We start from the raw sequence: 19,923 nt of genomic DNA on the forward strand, positions 1-19,923 counted from the left end.
CTTTCCCTCTGCGTTTGCACCTGCGGCGCAGGGGGTTTTTTCCGTTTAATTCTGGTAGATTTCGCAGCCCTATTCCCAACGATTACCAGCGAAAACTTTATGACCACACCCAAAGACACAGCACTATCCGCTTGTCGGCAACTCATGGAGCCGATTATTGGAATATTGCTGCGCAACGGTGTGACCCACAAAGACCTGGCGTTAATCTGCAAACAACTTTATGTGCAAGTCGCCACCGACGAATTTGGTATTCGCGGGCGCGATACCAACCTCTCCCGTGTCGCTATGCTCACCGGCATAGATCGCAAAGAAGTCGCACGCATTAAAGAAGCCATGCAATCCAACACGCAAAGTGAGCAGAGCCAACAGCACCAAGACCGACTCACCCGCCTGTTATCCGCCTGGCACCAAGACCCGGATTTTTGTACTTCGCAGAACCAACCACAAGCGCTTCAGGTAGAAGGAGAAGAGCAGAGTTTTGCGCTGTTGGTGCGGCGCTATGGTGGCGACTTTCCCGCCAGTGCACTGCTAAAAGAATTAAAACGCGTGGGCGTGGTCGAAACCCTCGCCGATGACAAGGTGATTGCGACCAAACGCTATTTTGTGCCTGCGCAATCTGACCCGGGTGCGCTGCTGCGTGCGGGCAGCGTATTGCAAGATATTGGCAGCACCCTGCATCACAATATTTACAAAGCCAATACTGAAAAACTGTCGGCGCGCGCGCCAGCCCCACTGCGCGCGCAACAGGCGCTGCGCTTTGAACGGCGCGCCAGTAACACCCGTATGCCACTGGATACCGCCGTCGATTTCCAGCAATTTGTAGAACAGGAAGGCCAGGCCTTTTTGGAGCGAATCGACGCCTGGCTCAGCCAGCATGAACAAACTGACCTACCCAGCGACGCGCCCCACTGGCGCCTGGGTGTAGGTGCTTATTTATTTAGCAATCTCATCGAACCCGAAACGCCAGCAGAAGGCGATGCAAACGATGATGGAGAGCAGCAATGATTTTTGTATCCCGTCAACTTATACCCCGACACTTTTTTGCCCTGCTCACTGCCGCACTCTTGGCGAGTTGCGGTGGTTCAGGCGGCTCACAAACCGCCGGTATCGACGGTAGCGGCGCCCCGGTTGCCAGTAGCAATACCAATGGCACCATCGACGGTTTTGGCAGCGTGATTGTCAACGGCGTTAAATATGAATCAGACAATGCCGAGGTGCTGATTAATGGCCAGCGCGCAACGGAAAGTGAACTGCGAGTGGGCTATCGCGTGAGCGTGACTGGCACCACCCGTAACGGCAAAACCAGCGCTGACAAAATTGAATTTATCCCCAGTATTGTGGGTGAAATTACCGCGCTCAACCCGGCAGCTAAAACCCTGGTAGTGTTAGGTAAAACGATTCAGGTCACCAATAACACCCTGTTTGATGCCGCCATCAAACCCGCATCACTCGCTGGCCTCACCTTGGGGCAACGCGTTCTGGTGAGCGGCGCCGTGGCTGCCGATGGCAGTATCAACGCTAGCCGCATCGAGTTATCCAGCAGCGAATCACTGCAGCTCACTGGGCAAATTGCCAACTTGACCGGTACTAGTTTTAACCTGAGCGGCACCAGTGTGGATTACAGCGGTGCGCAACTCATCAATTTGGAAGGCAACCGTTTTATCAACGGCGCACGGGTCACTGTTATTGGTGTAATGAACAACAACCAATTACAGGCAAGTCTGGTGATCGGCCTGAACAAAACCCTGTCACGGGATTTGGATAGTGCCGATATAGAAGGTTTTATTACCCGTTTTGCATCCGCCACCGATTTTGATGTGGACGGCATAAGCGCCACCACCACCAATCAAACCCGCTTTGAAAACGGCACCCGCAGTGACCTGCGTTTAGGCGCCAAGGTAGAAGTTGAAGGCACGGTAAATAGCAACGGTGCGTTGGTGGCAAGTGACGTGGAGTTTGAGCAGGACAGCAACAACAAAATTAACGGTACCGTCACTGCTATCAACCTGAGCAGCAGCATAGGCAACAACAACGGTATTATCAGCGGGTTACTCGAGGTGGACGGCATCGCCATCAGCACCAACAAACAAACCCGCTATGAAGATAAACAATTGGACGTGCGCCGTTTTAATCTGGCCAGCCTAAACCTTGGTGACTTAGTGGAGGTTACGGGTTATTCCACTGCCGATGGGTTCATCGCCACCAAAATTGAACGTCGTGACGTGGATGATGATGGCGATGAGGGGCGCGAATTTGAAGGTGTTATTAGCGGTATAGGGGCGGATTATTTCATTCTCTTTGGCCGCAAAATTTACACCACCGCAGACACACAAATTACCGGCGGTGACGGCGAGCCGCTCACGCCAACCGCTTTCTACCTGATCGCCCTCAACCAGCAAATTGAAGTCCGCGGCAATACAATCAACGGCGAGTTTTACGCCAGTCAAATCGAGTTGGAAGATGAGGATTTAGGGGATGATGATTAGCATCAATGCAGCCTGGTAATGCAAAATCCCCGGCTCACGCCGGGGATTTTTTTAGCATCTCCGCTAAGCCTGCCCCTACCATTGCCGCTCCACCCTGTGCCCAACCGCCATCTACCGGGATTACTGCTCCACTGATGTAGCTGGCAAAATCCGACGCGAGAAATAAACAGGCGTTGGCGATATCATCCGTGCTGCCCATACGCTGTAAAGGCACAGATTTAACCACCGCCGCACGGATTTTTTCATTCGGCGCCAAACGGTTCATACCCTCGGTATTATCGATCGGGCCGGGAATTACCGAGTTAATACGAATGCCCTCTGCGCCCCACTCCAGACACAAAGTGCGGGTAATCATGTCCACGCCCGCTTTGGCGGCGCATACATGGCTCTGCCCTGCCATGGGAATCTCCGCTTGCGGTGCGGAGATATTAATAATGGAAGCCCCCGGTTTTTGCAGGTGCGGATAAACAGCCTGCATCACATGGAAAGTGCCGAGCAGGTCGATTTCAATTACCGAGCGAAAACCATTGGGCGACATCCCCATCGCCAAGGCTGGGAAATTTCCGGCCGCGCCTGAAACCACTACATCCAACTTGCCCCAGTCGGCGGCGATAGCATCGATACCGGATTTAATAGCATCAACTTCGCGCACGTCAGCAGCAAAACCGCGTGCATCAGCTGCGCCGCAGGCTTTTAGCGATTGAATGGTCGCATCCACTTTTTCTTGTGAGCGGCTCACTACGGCAACCCGTGCGCCCGTTTTGGCAAAGGTTTCAGCAACACCGCGATTAATGCCGCTGGTGCCACCGACTACCAGTACATTTTTATGTTTGAAATCGAATGAAATAGCCATAATTATTTCCAGTGATAAATACCAATTGCATTAAAAACGCGAGAAATCCGGCGCACGCTTTTCAAAAAACGCGGTGACCGATTCTTTACATTCTGCAGAAGCCAAGCCCTCCGCAAAACCGGCATATTCCGCACTGAGCGATGCCTCTACCGCGGCGAGCGTACCGGCACGCAACAAAGCTTTGCTGCGCTGCACCGCACTGGGTGGCTGTTGCGCGAGGCGCGTGATTTTCTCGCGGGCGTATTCGGTGAGTTCGTCCCAAGGTACCGCTTTAGTCACTATGCCCATCGCTTCCGCTTCTGCGCCGCTAAAGGCTTCGCCCAGTAAAAAAATCTCCGCCGCTTTTTGCTGGCCCACCAACCGCGGCACCAAATAACTGCTGGCGTATTCCGGGCACAACCCCAAATTCACAAATGGCATTTGCAGGCGCGCATCGTCAGCGGCATACACCAAATCACAGTGCAGCAACATGGTTGTGCCAATACCCACCGCATGGCCGCGCACTACCGCGACTACGGGCTTTTTACACAAGCGCAACGCATCGATAAAACGTACCACCGGGTGATTGGGGTGAATATCCGGCTCATTCATAAAATCCATCAAATCATTGCCGGCGGTAAAAAACTCATCGCTGCCCGTAAGCACAATGACGCGCACCTGCGCATTGCTTTGCGCATGAGTGATTAACTCCGCCAGTGCGGAATACATCGCCAGGGTCAGTGCATTTTTTCGTTCAGGGCGATTGAAACTCAGGGTAAGCACCCGCTGGTCAAGCTGAGCCGCAATTTGTGAACAAGAGCTTAGGGGGTCGTTATTGGCTGTCATTATCAGATCCTGTGAAAAACATGTTCGGCAATAGTAATAGGTTCATTACTGGCAATAAGTTCAGGGATGAGTATAGCCAAGGGGGCCGCTCATGCCTCCCCCGGATAAAAGATGGCAAGCCCCAGCAGTGGCGGGTACAATTCTCGCCCTTAATTCTTTAGCCTCTAGCGATTCCCCAACTTTATGAATATCCGCGAATTACTGAATCAAAAAGTCCTTGCTGCGATGACTGCCGTGGGCGTTCCCGCTGGCCTGCCCGCACTGATTGCACCCGGTAAAAAAGCCGGTTTTGGCGACTACCAAGCCAACTGCGCCATGGGCGCAGCCAAAGCGATGGGTACTAACCCGCGTGAGCTGGCCGCTAAAATTGTCGCCGCACTTGAGTTAGACGGCATAGCCGAAAAGCTGGAAATCGCCGGCCCCGGTTTTATCAATATCGACCTCAACCCACAGTGGTTGGGCGAGCAAATCGCCAAAGCGCAAAGCGACGCACGCCTGCAGGTTGAGCAGGTCGCGGATGCCCAAAACATAGTCATCGATTATTCCGGCCCCAACCTCGCCAAAGAAATGCACGTAGGCCATTTGCGCTCCACGATTATTGGCGACTCACTGGCGCGCCTGCTGGAGTTCCAGGGCCACAATGTGATTCGCCAAAATCACGTGGGTGATTGGGGCACCCAATTTGGAATGTTGATTGCCGAGCTTGAAGAGCAATTGGGAGCCAAAGGCGATGACGCCATGGCACTCAAAGATCTGGAAGTGTTTTACCAGCAAGCCAAAAAACATTTTGATGACGATGAAAACTTTGCCAACAAAGCGCGCGAGTATGTCGTGCGTTTGCAAGGTGGCGACGCGCAGATGTTAAAACTCTGGGAACAATTCAAAACGATTTCCCTGCATCACTCCAGCGAGATTTATCAGCAGCTCAACGTCACCTTAAAAGACAGCGATGTGCGCGGTGAAAGTTTTTACAACAACGACTTGGAACCGCTGGTTAATGAATTACAAACGCAAGGTCTTGCAGTAGAAAGCGATGGTGCACAAGTCGTATTCCTGCAAGAACTGGCCGACAAAGAAGGCAACCCATCGCCGGTGATTATTCAAAAACAAGGCGGTGGTTTTTTGTATGCCACTACCGATTTAGCGGCGCTGCGTTATCGCGTAAACACGTTAAAAGCAAAGCGCATTATGTATTTTATTGATGCGCGCCAATCGCTGCATATGCAGCAAGTATTTACTCTGTCACGCAAAGCAAAATTTGTAGATGATTCTGTCAGCCTGGAACATTTAGCCTTCGGCACCATGATGGGTAGCGACGGCAAACCCTTTAAAACCCGCACCGGCGGCACAGTAAAACTGGCCGAGTTATTAACCGAAGCCGTTGAGCGTGCGACCGCATTGGTCAGCGAAAAAACAACTGACCTCAGCGCCGATGAAGTGGCCGAGATTGGCCGCAAAGTGGGCATTGGCTCAGTGAAATACGCCGACTTGTGTAAAACCCGCACCAACGATTACGTATTTAGCTGGGAATCCATGCTCAGCTTTGAAGGCAATACCGCACCCTATTTGCAATACGCCTATACGCGCGTGCAAAGTATTTTCCGCAAAGCGGGGGTGAGCCCGGAGTCGCTGCAAGCGGCGCTGATTATTGGCACCGAGCAAGAAAAAACCCTGGCGATTAAATTGCTGCAATTCAGCGAAGTATTGGATCAAGTGGCGCGCGAAGCTATGCCGCATTTGCTCTGTACTTATCTGTATGACATTGCCAGTTTGTATATGAGTTTTTATGAAGCCTGCCCCATTTTGAAAGATGGCATTGCACCAGAATTGCGCGACAGCCGTTTACGTTTGTGCCATTTGGTTGCAAAAACCATTGCGCAAGGTTTGGATTTGTTGGGTATTGAAGTAATGGAGCGCATGTAATTCGCAGAATTTCCCGCGCAGTAACGAATAACTATTAATATACCGCTCATGAAAACAACGCCAAGGAAGGTAATGTTGTCGTCTAAACTTTCAAAAAAATTATTTCATTTCAATTGCATCGCAATAGTAAATAAAATTTTGATTACTTCCCCGCCAAAATATTTCCTTCAACACAAAACGCTATACAACGGCAAGACGATCTGCCAGATTGTGACAGGCACGAGCTGCCGCCCGCTGAAATAGAAATTGAACACGCTGTATTTTCGACGTACTTCACCTTGCAAAAACCGGAACAGGAATAACCGCTGGTTTTTGTTAACTTTGATGAATTTGAAGGAGGCGTTTATGTTTGTATCCAAGGCAAAACAATTCACCCAATCGTATCTGTACCCCAAGCTATCATCTGCAATCGCATCTGCGCTGTTGATCATTTCCATGAGTACAATTTCTCATCACGTACATGCGGTCTTTATCGATTTTGATGACATTACTGCGCTCCCAGCAGAACCATTTGATGGTTGTCTTTGTGGCCATGTACTCAGCAATGAATATGCGTCACAGGGATTAATTTTTAATGGTGATAGTAGCTGGTTAATTGGCGGCGTATTACCCGATGGCACTAACCGCAATGGCGTGCAGGGATTTAACGGAATTTCATTGAGTTTTGTGGGAACACTGCCGAACTTCATTAGTTTCAATGCATTTTCCGTAAACGAAGACGCTATTTTTATTGCAGTTTATGGAGAAAATGATTATCTGTTTACTCATGTAGGTTCGGGATGGCAAGGCACTGAAGAAACCAGCACACCTTACATTCCAGGGGAGTTAATATCCTTCACGGCAACCGAAGGAATAAAAAGCCTGCACATTTCCTCTCTTTTTAGCTTACGCACAGGCCCTTATATCGACAACCTGACATTTGAATCCAGATCTGTACCTGAACCTGTGCCCTTCGTTTTATTTTCACTAGCCTTAGCGGGGCTTTTTTGTCGACGAATTGGTCGCCAACCGGTAACGCGATAATTTTCGATTTATCATTCGGCGAGTAAATCCATCGATATTGTTGTTTAGTTGTATTTGTTAAATTTTCTATACACTTTATCGGTGGGATTTTTTTGATTTTATTGGTAAGTTATACCCAAGCGATAACAAACAGCTCATCACTGATAGCTCGTAGCTAAACAATAATCGCTGCGCTCGGCACTGGTATTTAACAATTCCTTCATCATTAGCAACTCCAACAACAGTGGCTTTAAATGAGTTTGCTGTGTGAGTGTGCTTTTTCGTTTTTAAAATAAATGAATTTAAACATTATGAAGAGATTGCCTTTTGTATTGCTCGCCCTGTGCGGCGCCCTTTCTGCCTGCCAATCAACCCAGCCCGAAAGCCGCATTAGCGGTATTGCCTTTGAAAAAACACCGCTCGCCAACGCCAAAATCACCCTGATTGATGCGAGGGGAACCCAATTACACACCATCACCAATATGCAGGGTGAATATGAGTTTTCACGTACTGCGTTGCAAGCGCCCTTATTAGTGTCAGTGGTGAGTGGTGGCGATGCAAAATACTGCAGCCAAAACGCACAGCTGCGCCCCGTTTGTCTGGCAGCGGTAATTGAAAAACTGGCACCAACTCAAATAGCCAATATTAACCCACTGACTGATCGCATAGCGTCGGATGTTGCCGTCGCACAAGGTTTTATCGGCCCGCAACAATGGGTAGATAGCGCCAAAATTAATGCACTGGATCCAGCCGTTATCGCGCAGGCGCGCAGCTATATGCAGCAGGCTTTTGCTCAGGCACTGGCGCTTGCCGGTGTGAACAAGACCGCCAACTTTGACCCAGCCACCTACCCTATCCACCGCAATGCACAACTGGTGGAAATGCTCAGTTTGCTCAACCACAACCGCAATTATGACAACAACAGCGGCCAAACCGGGCACACCACGTTGAGCGATGTGGGCTTTCGCCCGCTGGTGGGGTTGATGAATAGCGGCGCTTACGAACCCTTTGATTTTGCCCACGCTCGCGCTGAGCAGCAGGCCATCCACAATGCCGCAATCCGTATTTTTGTGGTGGGTGATTCCACCTCCGCCGTGTATGAACAATTGCGTTTCCCGCGCATGGGTTGGGCGCAAATGCTGGAGCGGGAATTTAAAACAGAAGCCAATGTGAAAGTAATTGTAGGTTCACGCGCTGGCCGCAGCTCGCGGGATTTTTATAACGGCCGCTGGTTTGCACAGATGGAGCAACTTATCCAACCAGGCGATTATGTATTTATCAACCACGGCCACAATGATCAAAGTTGCGATTCCGCCCGCCCCGAGCGCGGCATTGCCGATGTGCAAAACCTGTGCACCTACCCCAATAATGCTACGGGGAAAATCCAGCATCCTGCGGGCAAACCAGAATTATCTTTTTATCATTCACTGCAGCGCTACGTGAACATCACCCGCGAGCGCGGTGCGATTCCGGTGTTATTCACCCCTACGGCGCGCATTAAAAATGCCAAGGGTGAACAAACTACTCCCGTAGTCCATAGCCATGTTACCCAGCACAAGCCCGGCAGCAACTACGCATTTGTAGGCGATTACCGCCAAACCATTATGGATTTGGCACGCACCGAACAATTGCCGCTGATTGATTTAGGTACAGCAAGCATCCGGTTTGCCAATCAGGTTGGCGACCCCGGCTGGAAAAGTTATTGGCTGGTGGTGGATAAGCGTGTTAACCCCTATTACACCGAAACCATGGGCGGCAGCCCACAATTGCCGGACGGCACCCACTTCCAAAAAAATGGCGCCGAGGTGATGACCAAACTCAGCGTTGAATTGATTAACAGCAACCCCGCATTAAAAGCATTAGCCGAAAAACTTAAAGCACAATAAACGGGCATTTTTATCCATAGATAAAAAATAGCCCACGTGACACAAGCCCTATTAATAGTGGGCTTGTGTACTTACCCACCAAATACCCCACCAAAAAATCACACTTTTGGTGCAAATAAATAATAAGCGCACCAAAATAAATCCATAACCGCCCCATTAAAGAGCCTTAATTATCCGGCAAGTTCGCATAATCACTCGCTTGTAGTCAGATGGCGCATATTCTGCATATGGCACCAAATACCACATCGAATAACCTGCAAGGACAGTGACCGCCTCGAAAGTCAGAGCTGAAAAAGCCAGTAATGGGCGGCGATAAAACCTACTACTACCCAAAGACGAGTGACGCGATTCATGTCCAAACCGACTTTTTTACAAAGCGCTTTAATGCCCCTTTCCGCCGCCGAGCGCGCCTGGCTGCCATGGTTTGGTAAAACCGGCAAGCTGGCCATGGGCTGGGCCTGCTGGTTGAACCGCAGCCGTTACCCCATCATGGAACAGACCTTTGAGAGCATCGCCAGCACGCGGATTAAACTTTTGCAGCAATGGGTAAAACGGCAGTGGGCACAATTGGAATCCTGCAGTGGCCAGCTGCAATTGTTAGATGACAGTTACGACAATATTTTGCGCAAAAGCCTTTCTTCTATGGGCGATTGCATCGAATTATTTGTGATTGACCGGCAGGGCAAAACTCTCGCATCCAGTTATGCCGCGCGGATCGGCGCACAGGATTTGGTGCCCAACGCCGTCAGCGCCGGTTTGTCACAGGCTTTTTTACACGGCCCCTACAAAGACCCGCAAACCCTGACCATCGGCAAGCGCGGCTCATCGTTTCATGACCAGGTCACACTGATGTTTTATTTGCCTATCACCCTGAGCGATGGCAATAAAGGCTGTTTGTGCGCGCGCATTCCCAATGATGTATTGGGCGATTTAATCCAGCGCGAAGCGGGGCATATTTTTAGCGAGTCCGGCGATAACTATTTGTTTATGGTGAAGTCGGTGTTTGACCCAACCATCAAAAGTGGTACCGCCCTCTCCCGCTCGCGTTTTGAAGACAATACCTTTTCCCATGGTGAAAACCTTCGCTCCGGTATTCACACCAATTGGGGTGCGGTGAAAATCCAACAGCACACCGAATTTGAAATTCGTTTTACCGACCCTGCCACCAACCAACTTCATCCCGGCGTGCGCGAAACCATTCGCAAAGGCAGTAATTTGTTTGTCACCTACCCGGGCTACTCGGACTATCGCCATATTCCGGTGGTAGGCAAAGGTGTGACCTTTAATTTGCAAGGCTCGCCCGACACCTGGGGCATGATGTGTGAAGCGGATTTGGAAGAGACTTATCGCCACCGTTCACTCGGTTTTAAATTGATGAGTATTTACAGCGCCTGTGTGGGTGCCGGTGTCGCCACTAATTTGGCACTGGATTATTTCAGCAACCTGCCCAACAGCCTTATTAATGCGCTGACACTGTTGGTATTAAGCATCGGCGGATTTATTTTTTACCAGCGCGGGCCGCGCAAACTGGCGCGTCGGTTGGGGAAAATGACCGAAGTAATTCACGCCATCGCCGAGGGTGGTGGCAATTTGCAGCAGCGCCTGGACACCAAAAAATTAGCCAACGATGAGAGCGGAGACTTAGGGCGCTGGACCAACAGTTTTATCGACAACCTGGATCATATTGTCGGTGAGGTAATTCGCGCGGCTGATGAGGTAATGAAAAATAGTGACCGGTTGTTAAGCCACAACAATCACGCTAACGAGTCATCCACTTCTGTATCGGTGGCGATGGATAAAATGTTGCTGTTAGTCAGCGAGCAGTTGCAGGAAATCAGTAATGCCTCCGGTACCGCGACTGATATGAAAAAGATGATGGAGCAAGTGGTGCAGCAGGCGCGCACCCAATTTGAGTCGGTGCGCACCGGCACCCAGAGTATTCGCGATGTGGTGGATAACTCCGCGCGCACCATTCACACCCTGAATGAACGCACCGCTGAAATTGGCAATATGATTTCGCTGATCAGCGACATTACCAGCCAAACCAATTTGCTTGCACTTAACGCCGCCATTGAAGCGGCGCGGGCCGGTGAGCACGGGCGCGGTTTTTCGGTGGTGGCCGATGAAGTGCGCAGTCTTGCGGCGCGCACGGCGGGGGTAGCGCAAGAAATCGGGGAAAAAATTGAAGCGATTCGCAGTGAATCCCAACGCGCGGCAGCCTATATGGAAACCAGCGTCGCCGGGGTAGATCGCAGCTTGCGTTTGGCGGAGGAGGCATCGAGTGACAATTCACCGCTGCACGCTATTGTCGAACGTATGTTTAACACCATTCACCATATCGACCAAAACAGCCAGCAACACGGCGAACAGGTGCGTGAACTGAGTAGCGCCAACAACACCATGAGCAAAGTGGTGCGCGCCCTGCAAACCAGTTCGGATCGCCTGAAAAATACTGCCACCAAATTACACCAGCTGGCAGGGGAATTTCAGGTCAGCTCGCGGTAAACCTCATGCTCAAGCCCCACTACCACCACAGCGCCGGAGTTACTCCGGCTGCACAGGTTGTAAATCGCTCTGGATAAAATGGTTAACCAGATCGGTATAGATTTTTTCAATAATATCCGGATTAACTCCCTCGGCATTCGCCCACTCGCGCCGCTGTTGCAGCATGGTTTTGATTTGTTCAGGCGAACGCACCGTTACATCAGCGGTTTTAAACTTCACCGCCGCCTCCAAATATTTAGAGCGCTGGCCAATCAAACTGATAATACCGCGGTCGAGCACATCAATCTCGGTGCGGATATCGCTCATGGTGGCGCATTCTTCGGGGGTAAATTCGTTAGTAATTTCCATCAGGGAGATCCGGTTTACAGGTTATTGTTAGCGACAAGCAAATAGTCAGGCTTAAACTTACCTAGGCTTGCACAACAAATCGTCCCACTTTGTTGTTTTTATTAATCATCGCTACAAAAACAGTTAAGTGGGAATTCCCCACGGCAAAACAACACTCAAACAACACTAAGTGATAGCTACTCTGCCCCACTTTTTTCACCCATAAAAAAACGGCACGCGGTAAATACCCCGTGCCGCTACATACATTGAATAATCTTTATCGCTTTACCCAGGTTACCAATTAGTCAGTGGATGGCTATTTAACTGGTAAATCCGAACCCAGTCGTACTGGGTAACCATGGGATAAACGTTGCCATACTTGTTACCACCAAACGCATCCTGAATACCATCGTTAGGAATCCAGAAGTTCATCATCAGTTCGGTCAGGTCGTTGGGAATCGGCGTGTAAGAAACCTGGGGCGGCACACAGGATGGGTTGCAGTCGATCCAATCCTGATTCAAGGTTTTTACCAGCACGCCATCTACAAACCACTTGATACCTGTAGGTGTCCAATCGATCGCATAAACGCGCCATTGGTCTGCTGGTGCTATATCAATTTTGTGCTCCCACGCGCCCCATTGGCGAGTACCGTTCCAATCTACAACATTGACACCGTAAATCAGGTTGGCTTGAAATTTATCCGGGCGACCGCCTTCCAGCTCCACATCAATTTCTTCCCACTCCCGCGGAGAGCCTTCGTGTTTATAGGTGAATAGTGAAGAGATGTAGCCCGTCGCAACCGACCGTGCCGGTGCTTTTATACGCGCTTCAATACGGCCATATTTGATACGTTTGGAAGGTACCGTGCGCAACTCACCGCACGAATAGTTGTAGGGGCCTTTCTCCGATTTGTGGTCATAGGAATAACTGCCGGGCACGTATTCATTGCGCACCACCAACTCCAAATTACCATTTACGATTTGCACACCTTGAGGTTGGAAGCGGCAGATAGATTCACCACCCACAGCGCCATCTCCCTTCGCCCAAATTGCGGTATTGAGGCTATTGAAACGTTCATCCAACTTTAAGGTATAACCCGAGTAAACCCCGGTATAGCCAGAATAAGCCGTGGGTAAATTGGGGTTATTGGTACCCTCGGCGACAACTTCGATCCAGTTGAAATTCCAATTCGCGGTTTGTGCAAACACGCCTAGGCTGTAAGTGCCGGCATTCAAATTTACCGTGCGGCTAACGGTGGTCCAATTTTGCCAACCACCAGTCGCGGGAATAGCAAAACTGCCCAATTGAATCGCACCGCCATTCAAATCCACTGAAGCGGTGGCACCAGAAGCGGAGGCTACTCGCATACGCACTGTGTAGTTGCCACTGGTGGGAATGGTTAAGTTGTTATAGGCAAGCCATTCGCCCTGGGCGATCCAACCTACGTTATAACCGCCACCGGTATCGCTAGTGGCCTCAATGTCCACTGCATCACCGCGATAGGCACCACCGGTATTGCCCGGTGTGGTGTCGTAAAAAGCGTTGTAATTTTCAGCTTGAAATACTACGGCACCCGCCGAGGTGGACAACCCAAGGCAGGCCAAGGCCACCCAAGCGCTTTTTTTCAATAGAGTTACGTTATTCATGATTATTATTACTCGTGAATTAGGAAGGGAATTACTTTCAGTCGCTGCAGCGAGAACCAGTATATAAAGCGCTGCTGCGATTACAATCGGGGGCTTGTCGCTTAAAAAAACCAAAAACCGTAGCAAAAAAATTAAAAAAATAATCGAACCTTTGCCAATAAAAAAATCCCACTTTTGAGGTAACAAAAAAAACCAAGTGATACGCGATTTGTTAAGGGGGGTGACAATTATTTTTTATTTTCTTGCGCAGTAACACCTGCCGTCCCTTAAAGAAACAACACGCAAAAATTCAAATTGGTGCAGACTAAAAAATAAACACAGAGTGCCAGCTTAGGCAAAACTTACATCGGCACTGATTGATCAGCAGAAGCAAGGGCGACAGCATAAAAAAAGGGCGCTCCACAGGGAGCGCCCTTTTCTGTTCACGGGGTTTAAACCACCTTAGTGAAGCACAACCACCTCATTTTGCGACAGATTAAACGTACCGCTACCACTGGTCACGTTCACCACATCGCTACCCACTTTACTGGTGTAAGCAGCGTTTGCCAGACAGAGGTTGGGAACCGTAATAGTAGTAGATACACCACGGTTTACGGCCACCACCGCACAGTCACTGCCCTCCTGACGCTGGAATACCAGTACGTCGGCACTCACCCAACGCTCAGCATAACTACCGCGCTGTATAGCGGGGCTATTTTTACGCAGATCAGACAAAGCACTGATCATATTGAACGCCGCCGTGGTCTGGCTGAAGGATGGCATCTGCTCGCGGTTGTAAGGGTCGTGTCCTACCTGACCATCGGCGTTTGCAGTAAACCAGGTAACGTTTTGCTCAGAGCCGTAATAAATAGTCGGGATACCGGGTAAGGTCATTACCAAAGCCATGCCCAAATCCTGACGTGCATCGGCAAAGGCTTTACTCATCCCCTTACCTTGACCACGGTTGGTAATGCCCGAGGTTTGCAGGTACACACTGGTACGGGTGGCATCGTGGTTGTCGAGGAAAATGGCTTGCAAGTCTTCAAACCCATTCATCGCACCCGCACGTGAACTGATGTGGCTGCTCAGATTGATCATGGTGCTATTGCCAGCCACTGCATTTTCAATCGCATCGCGCAATTTAAAGTCGAGCAGTTCAGAACCGCGACGCTCATTAAGGAAGCCCATCGAAACTGCATCGCCTGCACCGGCGTTGTACCACTCACCAAAAATATAGGTGTCGGCTTTTTTCGCGCGCACAGCGGCACTGAAACGGTTGATGAAGCTTGGCTCAATATGTTTGATGGCATCGATACGGAAGGCATCCACACCGTGGTCCATCCACTTGAGCGCCGCGTCGATCAAGTACTGATCCGCCAATGAATTGCTGGTTGTGCCGTGTTTGAAATCGGTCAGGTTGAACAGGCTCTTGTTACGGAACGACCAGGGATCATCCCACTCACCATTACAGGTAGTGGCCGGGTTGGTATCGCCACAATCGGAAATCGCGCCGTTACCGTTGTACCAGGTATTTTTACCACTGGCGAAATCGGTGATAAATGCACCTTCTTTATAAAGCGCGCCGAATTCGTATTGGTCGTCCTGGTTGGAGTGGTTAAGGGCTATATCCAACACCAGTTTCATACCACGGGCTTCCATTTGTGCATCCAACTCATCAACCAACGCCCAGTCACCCAGGTGCTCGTCTACTGAGTAGAAATCCCGCGCCCAGTAACCGTGATAGCCACCTTCATTGCCCACATTGATGTTATCCACCAACGGCGTTACCCAGATCGCGGTCACACCCAATGCTTGCAAGTAATCGAGCTTGGAGATCAAGCCTTCAATATCGCCGCCCCAATACTTTTTCCACTCGCTTTGAACACCCGCACCCTTCACTGAAGAAGTCGCAACAGGGTTGGTGCCGTTGTCGTTGTTGGTATTGCCGTTGGCAAAGCGATCCACAAATACAAAGTACATAGTACGTGCACGGAAATCATCAGCCACGGCTACGCTGCTGCTCGAGCTGCTGGACGACGAGGAAGACACAGAGCTGGAACTGCCCGCACCACAATCAGCGGCCATATTCGTGGTAACGCTAACAAGGCTGTTAGTGTTGGTATTGATCACGATACGCGTCCAACCGCTCGCGCTTTGATCCGCTGCCGGGAAAGCATCTGCACCCCAAGCGCCGTTGCGATCCACCTTGAAACGCGGCCCGCCATTGGCGTCGCCAGAAGTGAAGTTACGGCAAGTTTCCAGTTGGTTTGTACCCGCTGGTGTTACAAACAGGTCGCCTTCAGCCCAACCATTGTGGGTGCCACGCAAGTGGAACGGGATGAGCGGTGCGCTGGATGAACTGGAAATAGACGAGGATGAACTTGAGGTGGATGTTGAGGTGGATGTCGAACTCGACGTGGTAGCGCTACCACAATTGGCCGCAAGATTTTGCTGGGTGGTGATTGCCTTTGAACTCGCATTAAAAGTGATTTTTACCCAACCAGCGGCAACTGTGTAATCCGCTGCGGGCACTGCATCGCTGCCCCAACCGCCATTCGGGTCCACCTTAAAACGTGGGCCGCCAGTGGCGTCGCCACTTACAAATTGCTGGCAACTTTCGTACACATCGCTAGTGCCGACGCGGGTTAACAAGGTGCCTTCTGCCCAACCATTGAACGTGCCGCGCAAGTGATACGCCGCCGGAGGTGTTACCGCACTGATATTCCAGTTTTTGGTGTCGGTATAAAATTTGATGTTCCAGGTACCTTGGGCCACGGCAATATTGCTGCCGTTAAGGCCGCCCACTCCATAACTTTCCGCCCAGTTGCCGTAGCGATCAAATTTAATACTGCCTGCTGCGGAAAAAACCACATTCGTGAGTTCCACCGTATTGGTGCCCGCAGGGTTCATTTGGGTTGCTGCCCACGCATTATGCGTGCCGCGCAAAAACCATTCGGCCTGTGCGCTGGCAGTGGTTGCCAACAAAAATGAGAGTAAAACGAGTTTGTGTTTCATAGTGACCTATCCGTTATTAATATTATTGGAGCGGCCATTTGATGGGATATCGCCTGAACAGGCAAATTGCTGCATACGTATTCAAGCATAAGAAATTAGCTGAATACGTATGCACCTTTGCACAAAACTCATCCAAAACAACTTACGACGCCAATGTGTTTTGCGCGAAAACGATTACACATAGCACCGGATTTTTTTAATAAAACCAGTAAAGCTGACTATACTGGGTGGAAACTTGTGCCAATACCTGCTCACCATGCCCGATTTTTTAGTGAACACTTCCATATGCATCCAACCTGCGGAACTACTGCATGCCAGTACTCCGGGTTAACCGCCATTGGCTTCACTCTGCAACACGCTTAGGTCACCCCGTTAAACGGGTGGCGCGCTACTGCTTGGTCATTTTTTTTACCTTCTGCTCCACACTACTGGTAGTCGCTGAACTGCAATCACAAAAAATGCAGACACTGATGCAGAGCCGTTATGGCGATGATGGTGTGGCATTGCTCGGTGCCTGGAATCGCATGCTGGATAGCAGTAAACCACTCGCTGATGTGGAAAAAATCGCGCAGGTAAATGATTTTTTTAATCGCCACGTTCGCTACAGCGACGATGTAACCCTCTGGCAGAAATCCGATTACTGGGCCACACCGCTCGAAACCCTGGGCCTGCGCGCCGGTGACTGTGAAGATTTCACTATCGCCAAATACCTGAGCCTGTTGGAATTGGGAATCCCCACCGAACAATTGCGCCTGATTTATGTGCGCGCACAAATTGGTGGGCTGCATAGCAAACGCTTTCAAGCACATATGGTGCTGGGCTATTACAGCAGCCCGAATGCAGAACCACTGATTTTGGATAATTTAATTACTCGTATTGAACCGGCCAGCAAACGGCCGGATTTAAACCCGGTATTTAGTTTTAACAGTGAAGGATTATGGGTAGGCAATAGTGTGCAATCCCAAGCGGACCCTACCGCGCGTTTATCGCGCTGGCGCGATCTGTTGATGCGTGTACGCGAAGAAGGATTTTAATGAACGCAAACATGAATCTTTTACTAACGGTATTTGAAAAACAAAAGGCATGAGCATGTCATTAATTAAACAATTATGGATCGGGATTTTATCCCTGCTGCTATTAGCACTGGGCGGAAATTTTGTGATTAGCACCCTCACCGCAAAAACTTATTTGCAAGATCAATTGCGACTGAAAAATATCGACAATGCCAATTCGCTCGCACTGTCGATATCGCAAATGCCGGATAAAGATCCAGTAACCCTGGAGCTATTGATCACTGCGCAATTTGATTCAGGCCACTACGAATACATTATTTTTCAGGACATCAACAAACAGGCGATTGTGGCGCGGCGTTTTGAAAACAATAACACTTCATCAACCACCGAAAATAACGGGAATCCACGGGTACCCGCATGGTTTGCCAAACAAATTAATTTTGATGCAGCACCCGGCATTGCGCAAATTCAGGACGGCTGGCAGCAAGCCGGTACGCTGGTAGTAAAAAGCCATTCCGGTTACGCACTGGAAGCACTGTGGAAAAATACCCGCGATTTATTGGAGTGGTTTTTATTTGCTACCTTGCTCAGTGGCCTGATTGGCAGCCTGATTTTGAAATATATTTCGCGCCCACTGGATGTGGTTGTCAGCCAGGCCGAAGCCATTGGCGAGCGCCGTTTTATTGTCTCGGAAGAGCCAAAAACCAAAGAATTTCAGCGCTTGGTACGGGCCATGAACCGCCTCTCTACCAGCGTAAAACAAATGCTGGAAAAAGAGGCGCGGCAATTGGAGCTGCTGCGCCGCGAATCGCAAACCGATGCACTCACCGGCATTGCCAATCGCACCCATTTTTTGCATTTGTTCGACGCACAATTAACGCAAGAAGAGGCACAGGAACACGGCGTAGTAGTGATTGCACGAGTGATGGGGCTGCAACAACTCAACAGTCAATTAGGCCACCATCAGGTGGATCAGTTACTCTGCGCCATTGCCAGTGTATTTAGCGATATTACTCGCCGCTATCCAGCCAGTTATGCCGGGCGCTTGAATGGCAGTGATTTTTGCCTATTAATTCCCACTGATACGCCAATTGATATTGTAAGTGCGGATATTTCCCAACAATTGAATTTTCAATTAATCGCCACCGGTCACGCGCAAATTGGTTTGCCCATGGCGCTATGCAATTTCCAACACGGCGACCTACGCGCCGACCTACTGCATAAATTAGACGGTGCACTCGCGCAGGCAGAAGTAAAAGGCAACCGCGCGGTGGTAATTCGCGATAACGATCACCCCAACTCTGTTTCCAAAAATTTAAGCCAGTGGCGCGACTCTATCGAACACGCGCTAACCAGCCAGCAAATCGCATTAGTGAAATTTCCAGTGCGCAATGCACAGGGCGAATTAATTCACGATGAAACCGCTGTGCGCTTACAACTGGATAACGAGCAAAAACCGGCGGGTTATTTTATCCCTTGGGCGGTGCGCCTTGGCATTATGTCCAATATCGATTTAGCGGTATTACGCATGGCGTTGACACAGTTGACTAACATGGCGCGCACTGCGCCTCAGGCCATGGCAATTAATGTCTCGGCAGCGGCATTGTGCAGTGCGAGCTTCCGTGAACAAGCGCTGGAATTAATTGCACAACACACCGCCATTTCCCAGCAATTATGGTTGGAATTTTCCGAGACTTGTATCCTGCGCCACGCCGATGAGTTACGTATTTTTACCACGCAACTACGTAAATTTGGTTGCCATATTGGCTTGGAACATGTGGGCCTTGAATTTACCCGCTTTGATCAATTACAAGAAATGGGCTTGGCATTCTTGAAAATTGATAGTGCGATTATTCGCAATATTGATAGCCACCTGAGCAATCAAGCTTTTGTACAAAGCCTGTGTGTATTAGGTCACTCTATTGGGTTAACGATGATCGCAGAGGGTGTACAAACCGATGCAGAACAGCAAGCGCTGTTTAATTTGGGGATTGATGCTGTGACAGGGCCGCAGGTGCAATAGCGGCCAGTGTATTAAGGTATTAAAACGATAAAAAATTACAGTGGCAAATGATCGCCGTCGTCCAGCAAATCAATACCTTGGCGTTTGCCTCGCAGTTCGCGCCGCGCGAGTAGTTTATCTTGCGCGGCAGAGGGTAAATCCGTAAAGCGAATAACACCCTGCTCTACCAGCAGACCCACCACGTCTTCCAATACCCGCGCCATAGCAGTATCGGTTTGCTCCAGCGCCAACTGCTCGGCAGATTTTGCACTGTGCAAAAAAGCGATGATTTGCGGATCATCTTCTGGTAATTGCTCAGCAAAATCCGGTGCTGCTACTTTACTCAGTGCGACAATCTCACCTTGGTTATTGCGTTTAATATACATAGCAATCCTATAAAAAACCCTGCAACAAATAACCCACTAAAAAAGTGGCTGTGTAAAAAAGTGGCTGTGTAAAG

14 protein-coding genes are annotated in these 19,923 nt (G+C 49.9%); 8 read left to right on the top strand and 6 right to left on the bottom strand.

Features of this window, described 5'->3' with window-relative positions:
• Positions 1-99 precede the first annotated feature (99 nt).
• The gene (locus tag O59_RS10725; RefSeq protein ID WP_151057039.1) at positions 100-1,005 is read left to right on the top strand and encodes a DUF6502 family protein; all 906 of its coding nucleotides are present in this window, start codon (positions 100-102) and stop codon (positions 1,003-1,005) included.
• Positions 1,002-2,486 carry a DUF5666 domain-containing protein gene (locus O59_RS10730; protein WP_007642483.1) on the top strand — a complete coding sequence of 495 codons (1,485 nt, stop codon included), beginning with the start codon at positions 1,002-1,004 and terminating at the stop codon, positions 2,484-2,486. Before O59_RS10725 ends, O59_RS10730 begins: the two co-directional genes overlap by 4 nt.
• Before the next feature lie 34 nt (positions 2,487-2,520).
• On the opposite strand, the gene O59_RS10735 is transcribed toward O59_RS10730, so the two are convergent.
• Entirely contained in the window at positions 2,521-3,339 is an 819-nt protein-coding gene (locus tag O59_RS10735; RefSeq protein ID WP_007642485.1) for an SDR family oxidoreductase, read from the bottom strand.
• A 30-nt stretch (positions 3,340-3,369) separates the two neighbouring features.
• Positions 3,370-4,164, bottom strand: coding sequence for an enoyl-CoA hydratase (locus O59_RS10740; protein WP_007642486.1), 795 nt, complete (start codon positions 4,162-4,164; stop codon positions 3,370-3,372).
• Positions 4,165-4,347: 183 nt separating this feature from the next.
• Here O59_RS10740 and argS point away from each other — a divergent pair, with 183 nt between their 5' ends.
• From argS to O59_RS10760, 4 genes are all read left to right on the top strand, one after another.
• The gene (gene argS, locus O59_RS10745) at positions 4,348-6,087 is read left to right on the top strand and encodes an arginine--tRNA ligase (RefSeq protein ID WP_007642489.1); all 1,740 of its coding nucleotides are present in this window, start codon (positions 4,348-4,350) and stop codon (positions 6,085-6,087) included.
• A 345-nt stretch (positions 6,088-6,432) separates the two neighbouring features.
• Positions 6,433-7,110 (top strand): hypothetical protein, encoded by a 678-nt coding sequence (locus O59_RS10750; RefSeq protein WP_040392201.1) that lies wholly within the window; start codon positions 6,433-6,435, stop codon positions 7,108-7,110.
• Between the two features lie 290 nt (positions 7,111-7,400).
• Positions 7,401-8,975, top strand: a complete 1,575-nt coding sequence (locus O59_RS10755; RefSeq protein WP_157152550.1) for a GDSL-type esterase/lipase family protein — start codon at positions 7,401-7,403, stop codon at positions 8,973-8,975.
• A 351-nt stretch (positions 8,976-9,326) separates the two neighbouring features.
• On the top strand, positions 9,327-11,480 hold the full coding sequence (locus O59_RS10760; protein WP_007642493.1) for a methyl-accepting chemotaxis protein: 2,154 nt from the start codon (positions 9,327-9,329) through the stop codon (positions 11,478-11,480).
• A gap of 39 nt (positions 11,481-11,519) precedes the next feature.
• Here the strand turns inward: O59_RS10760 and O59_RS10765 are convergent, their stop codons facing one another.
• From O59_RS10765 to O59_RS10775, 3 genes are all read right to left on the bottom strand, one after another.
• Complete coding sequence (locus O59_RS10765) at positions 11,520-11,828, bottom strand: chorismate mutase (protein WP_007642494.1); 309 nt, start codon at positions 11,826-11,828, stop codon at positions 11,520-11,522.
• Positions 11,829-12,101: 273 nt separating this feature from the next.
• The gene (locus O59_RS21020) at positions 12,102-13,454 is read right to left on the bottom strand and encodes a carbohydrate-binding protein (RefSeq protein WP_081489711.1); all 1,353 of its coding nucleotides are present in this window, start codon (positions 13,452-13,454) and stop codon (positions 12,102-12,104) included.
• Between the two features lie 441 nt (positions 13,455-13,895).
• Complete coding sequence (locus tag O59_RS10775; protein ID WP_007642500.1) at positions 13,896-16,448, bottom strand: alpha-amylase family glycosyl hydrolase; 2,553 nt, start codon at positions 16,446-16,448, stop codon at positions 13,896-13,898.
• A 311-nt stretch (positions 16,449-16,759) separates the two neighbouring features.
• Between O59_RS10775 and O59_RS10780 the strand changes: the two genes are divergently transcribed.
• Positions 16,760-17,482, top strand: coding sequence for a transglutaminase-like cysteine peptidase (locus O59_RS10780; RefSeq protein WP_198284789.1), 723 nt, complete (start codon positions 16,760-16,762; stop codon positions 17,480-17,482).
• Between the two features lie 55 nt (positions 17,483-17,537).
• Positions 17,538-19,484, top strand: a complete 1,947-nt coding sequence (locus tag O59_RS10785; RefSeq protein ID WP_040392203.1) for an EAL domain-containing protein — start codon at positions 17,538-17,540, stop codon at positions 19,482-19,484.
• A 35-nt stretch (positions 19,485-19,519) separates the two neighbouring features.
• Here the strand turns inward: O59_RS10785 and O59_RS10790 are convergent, their stop codons facing one another.
• Positions 19,520-19,849 carry a hypothetical protein gene (locus tag O59_RS10790; RefSeq protein ID WP_007642507.1) on the bottom strand — a complete coding sequence of 110 codons (330 nt, stop codon included), beginning with the start codon at positions 19,847-19,849 and terminating at the stop codon, positions 19,520-19,522.
• Positions 19,850-19,923 lie beyond the last annotated feature (74 nt).

This window comes from Cellvibrio sp. BR, assembly GCF_000263355.1.
Classification (GTDB): Bacteria; Pseudomonadota; Gammaproteobacteria; order Pseudomonadales; family Cellvibrionaceae; genus Cellvibrio.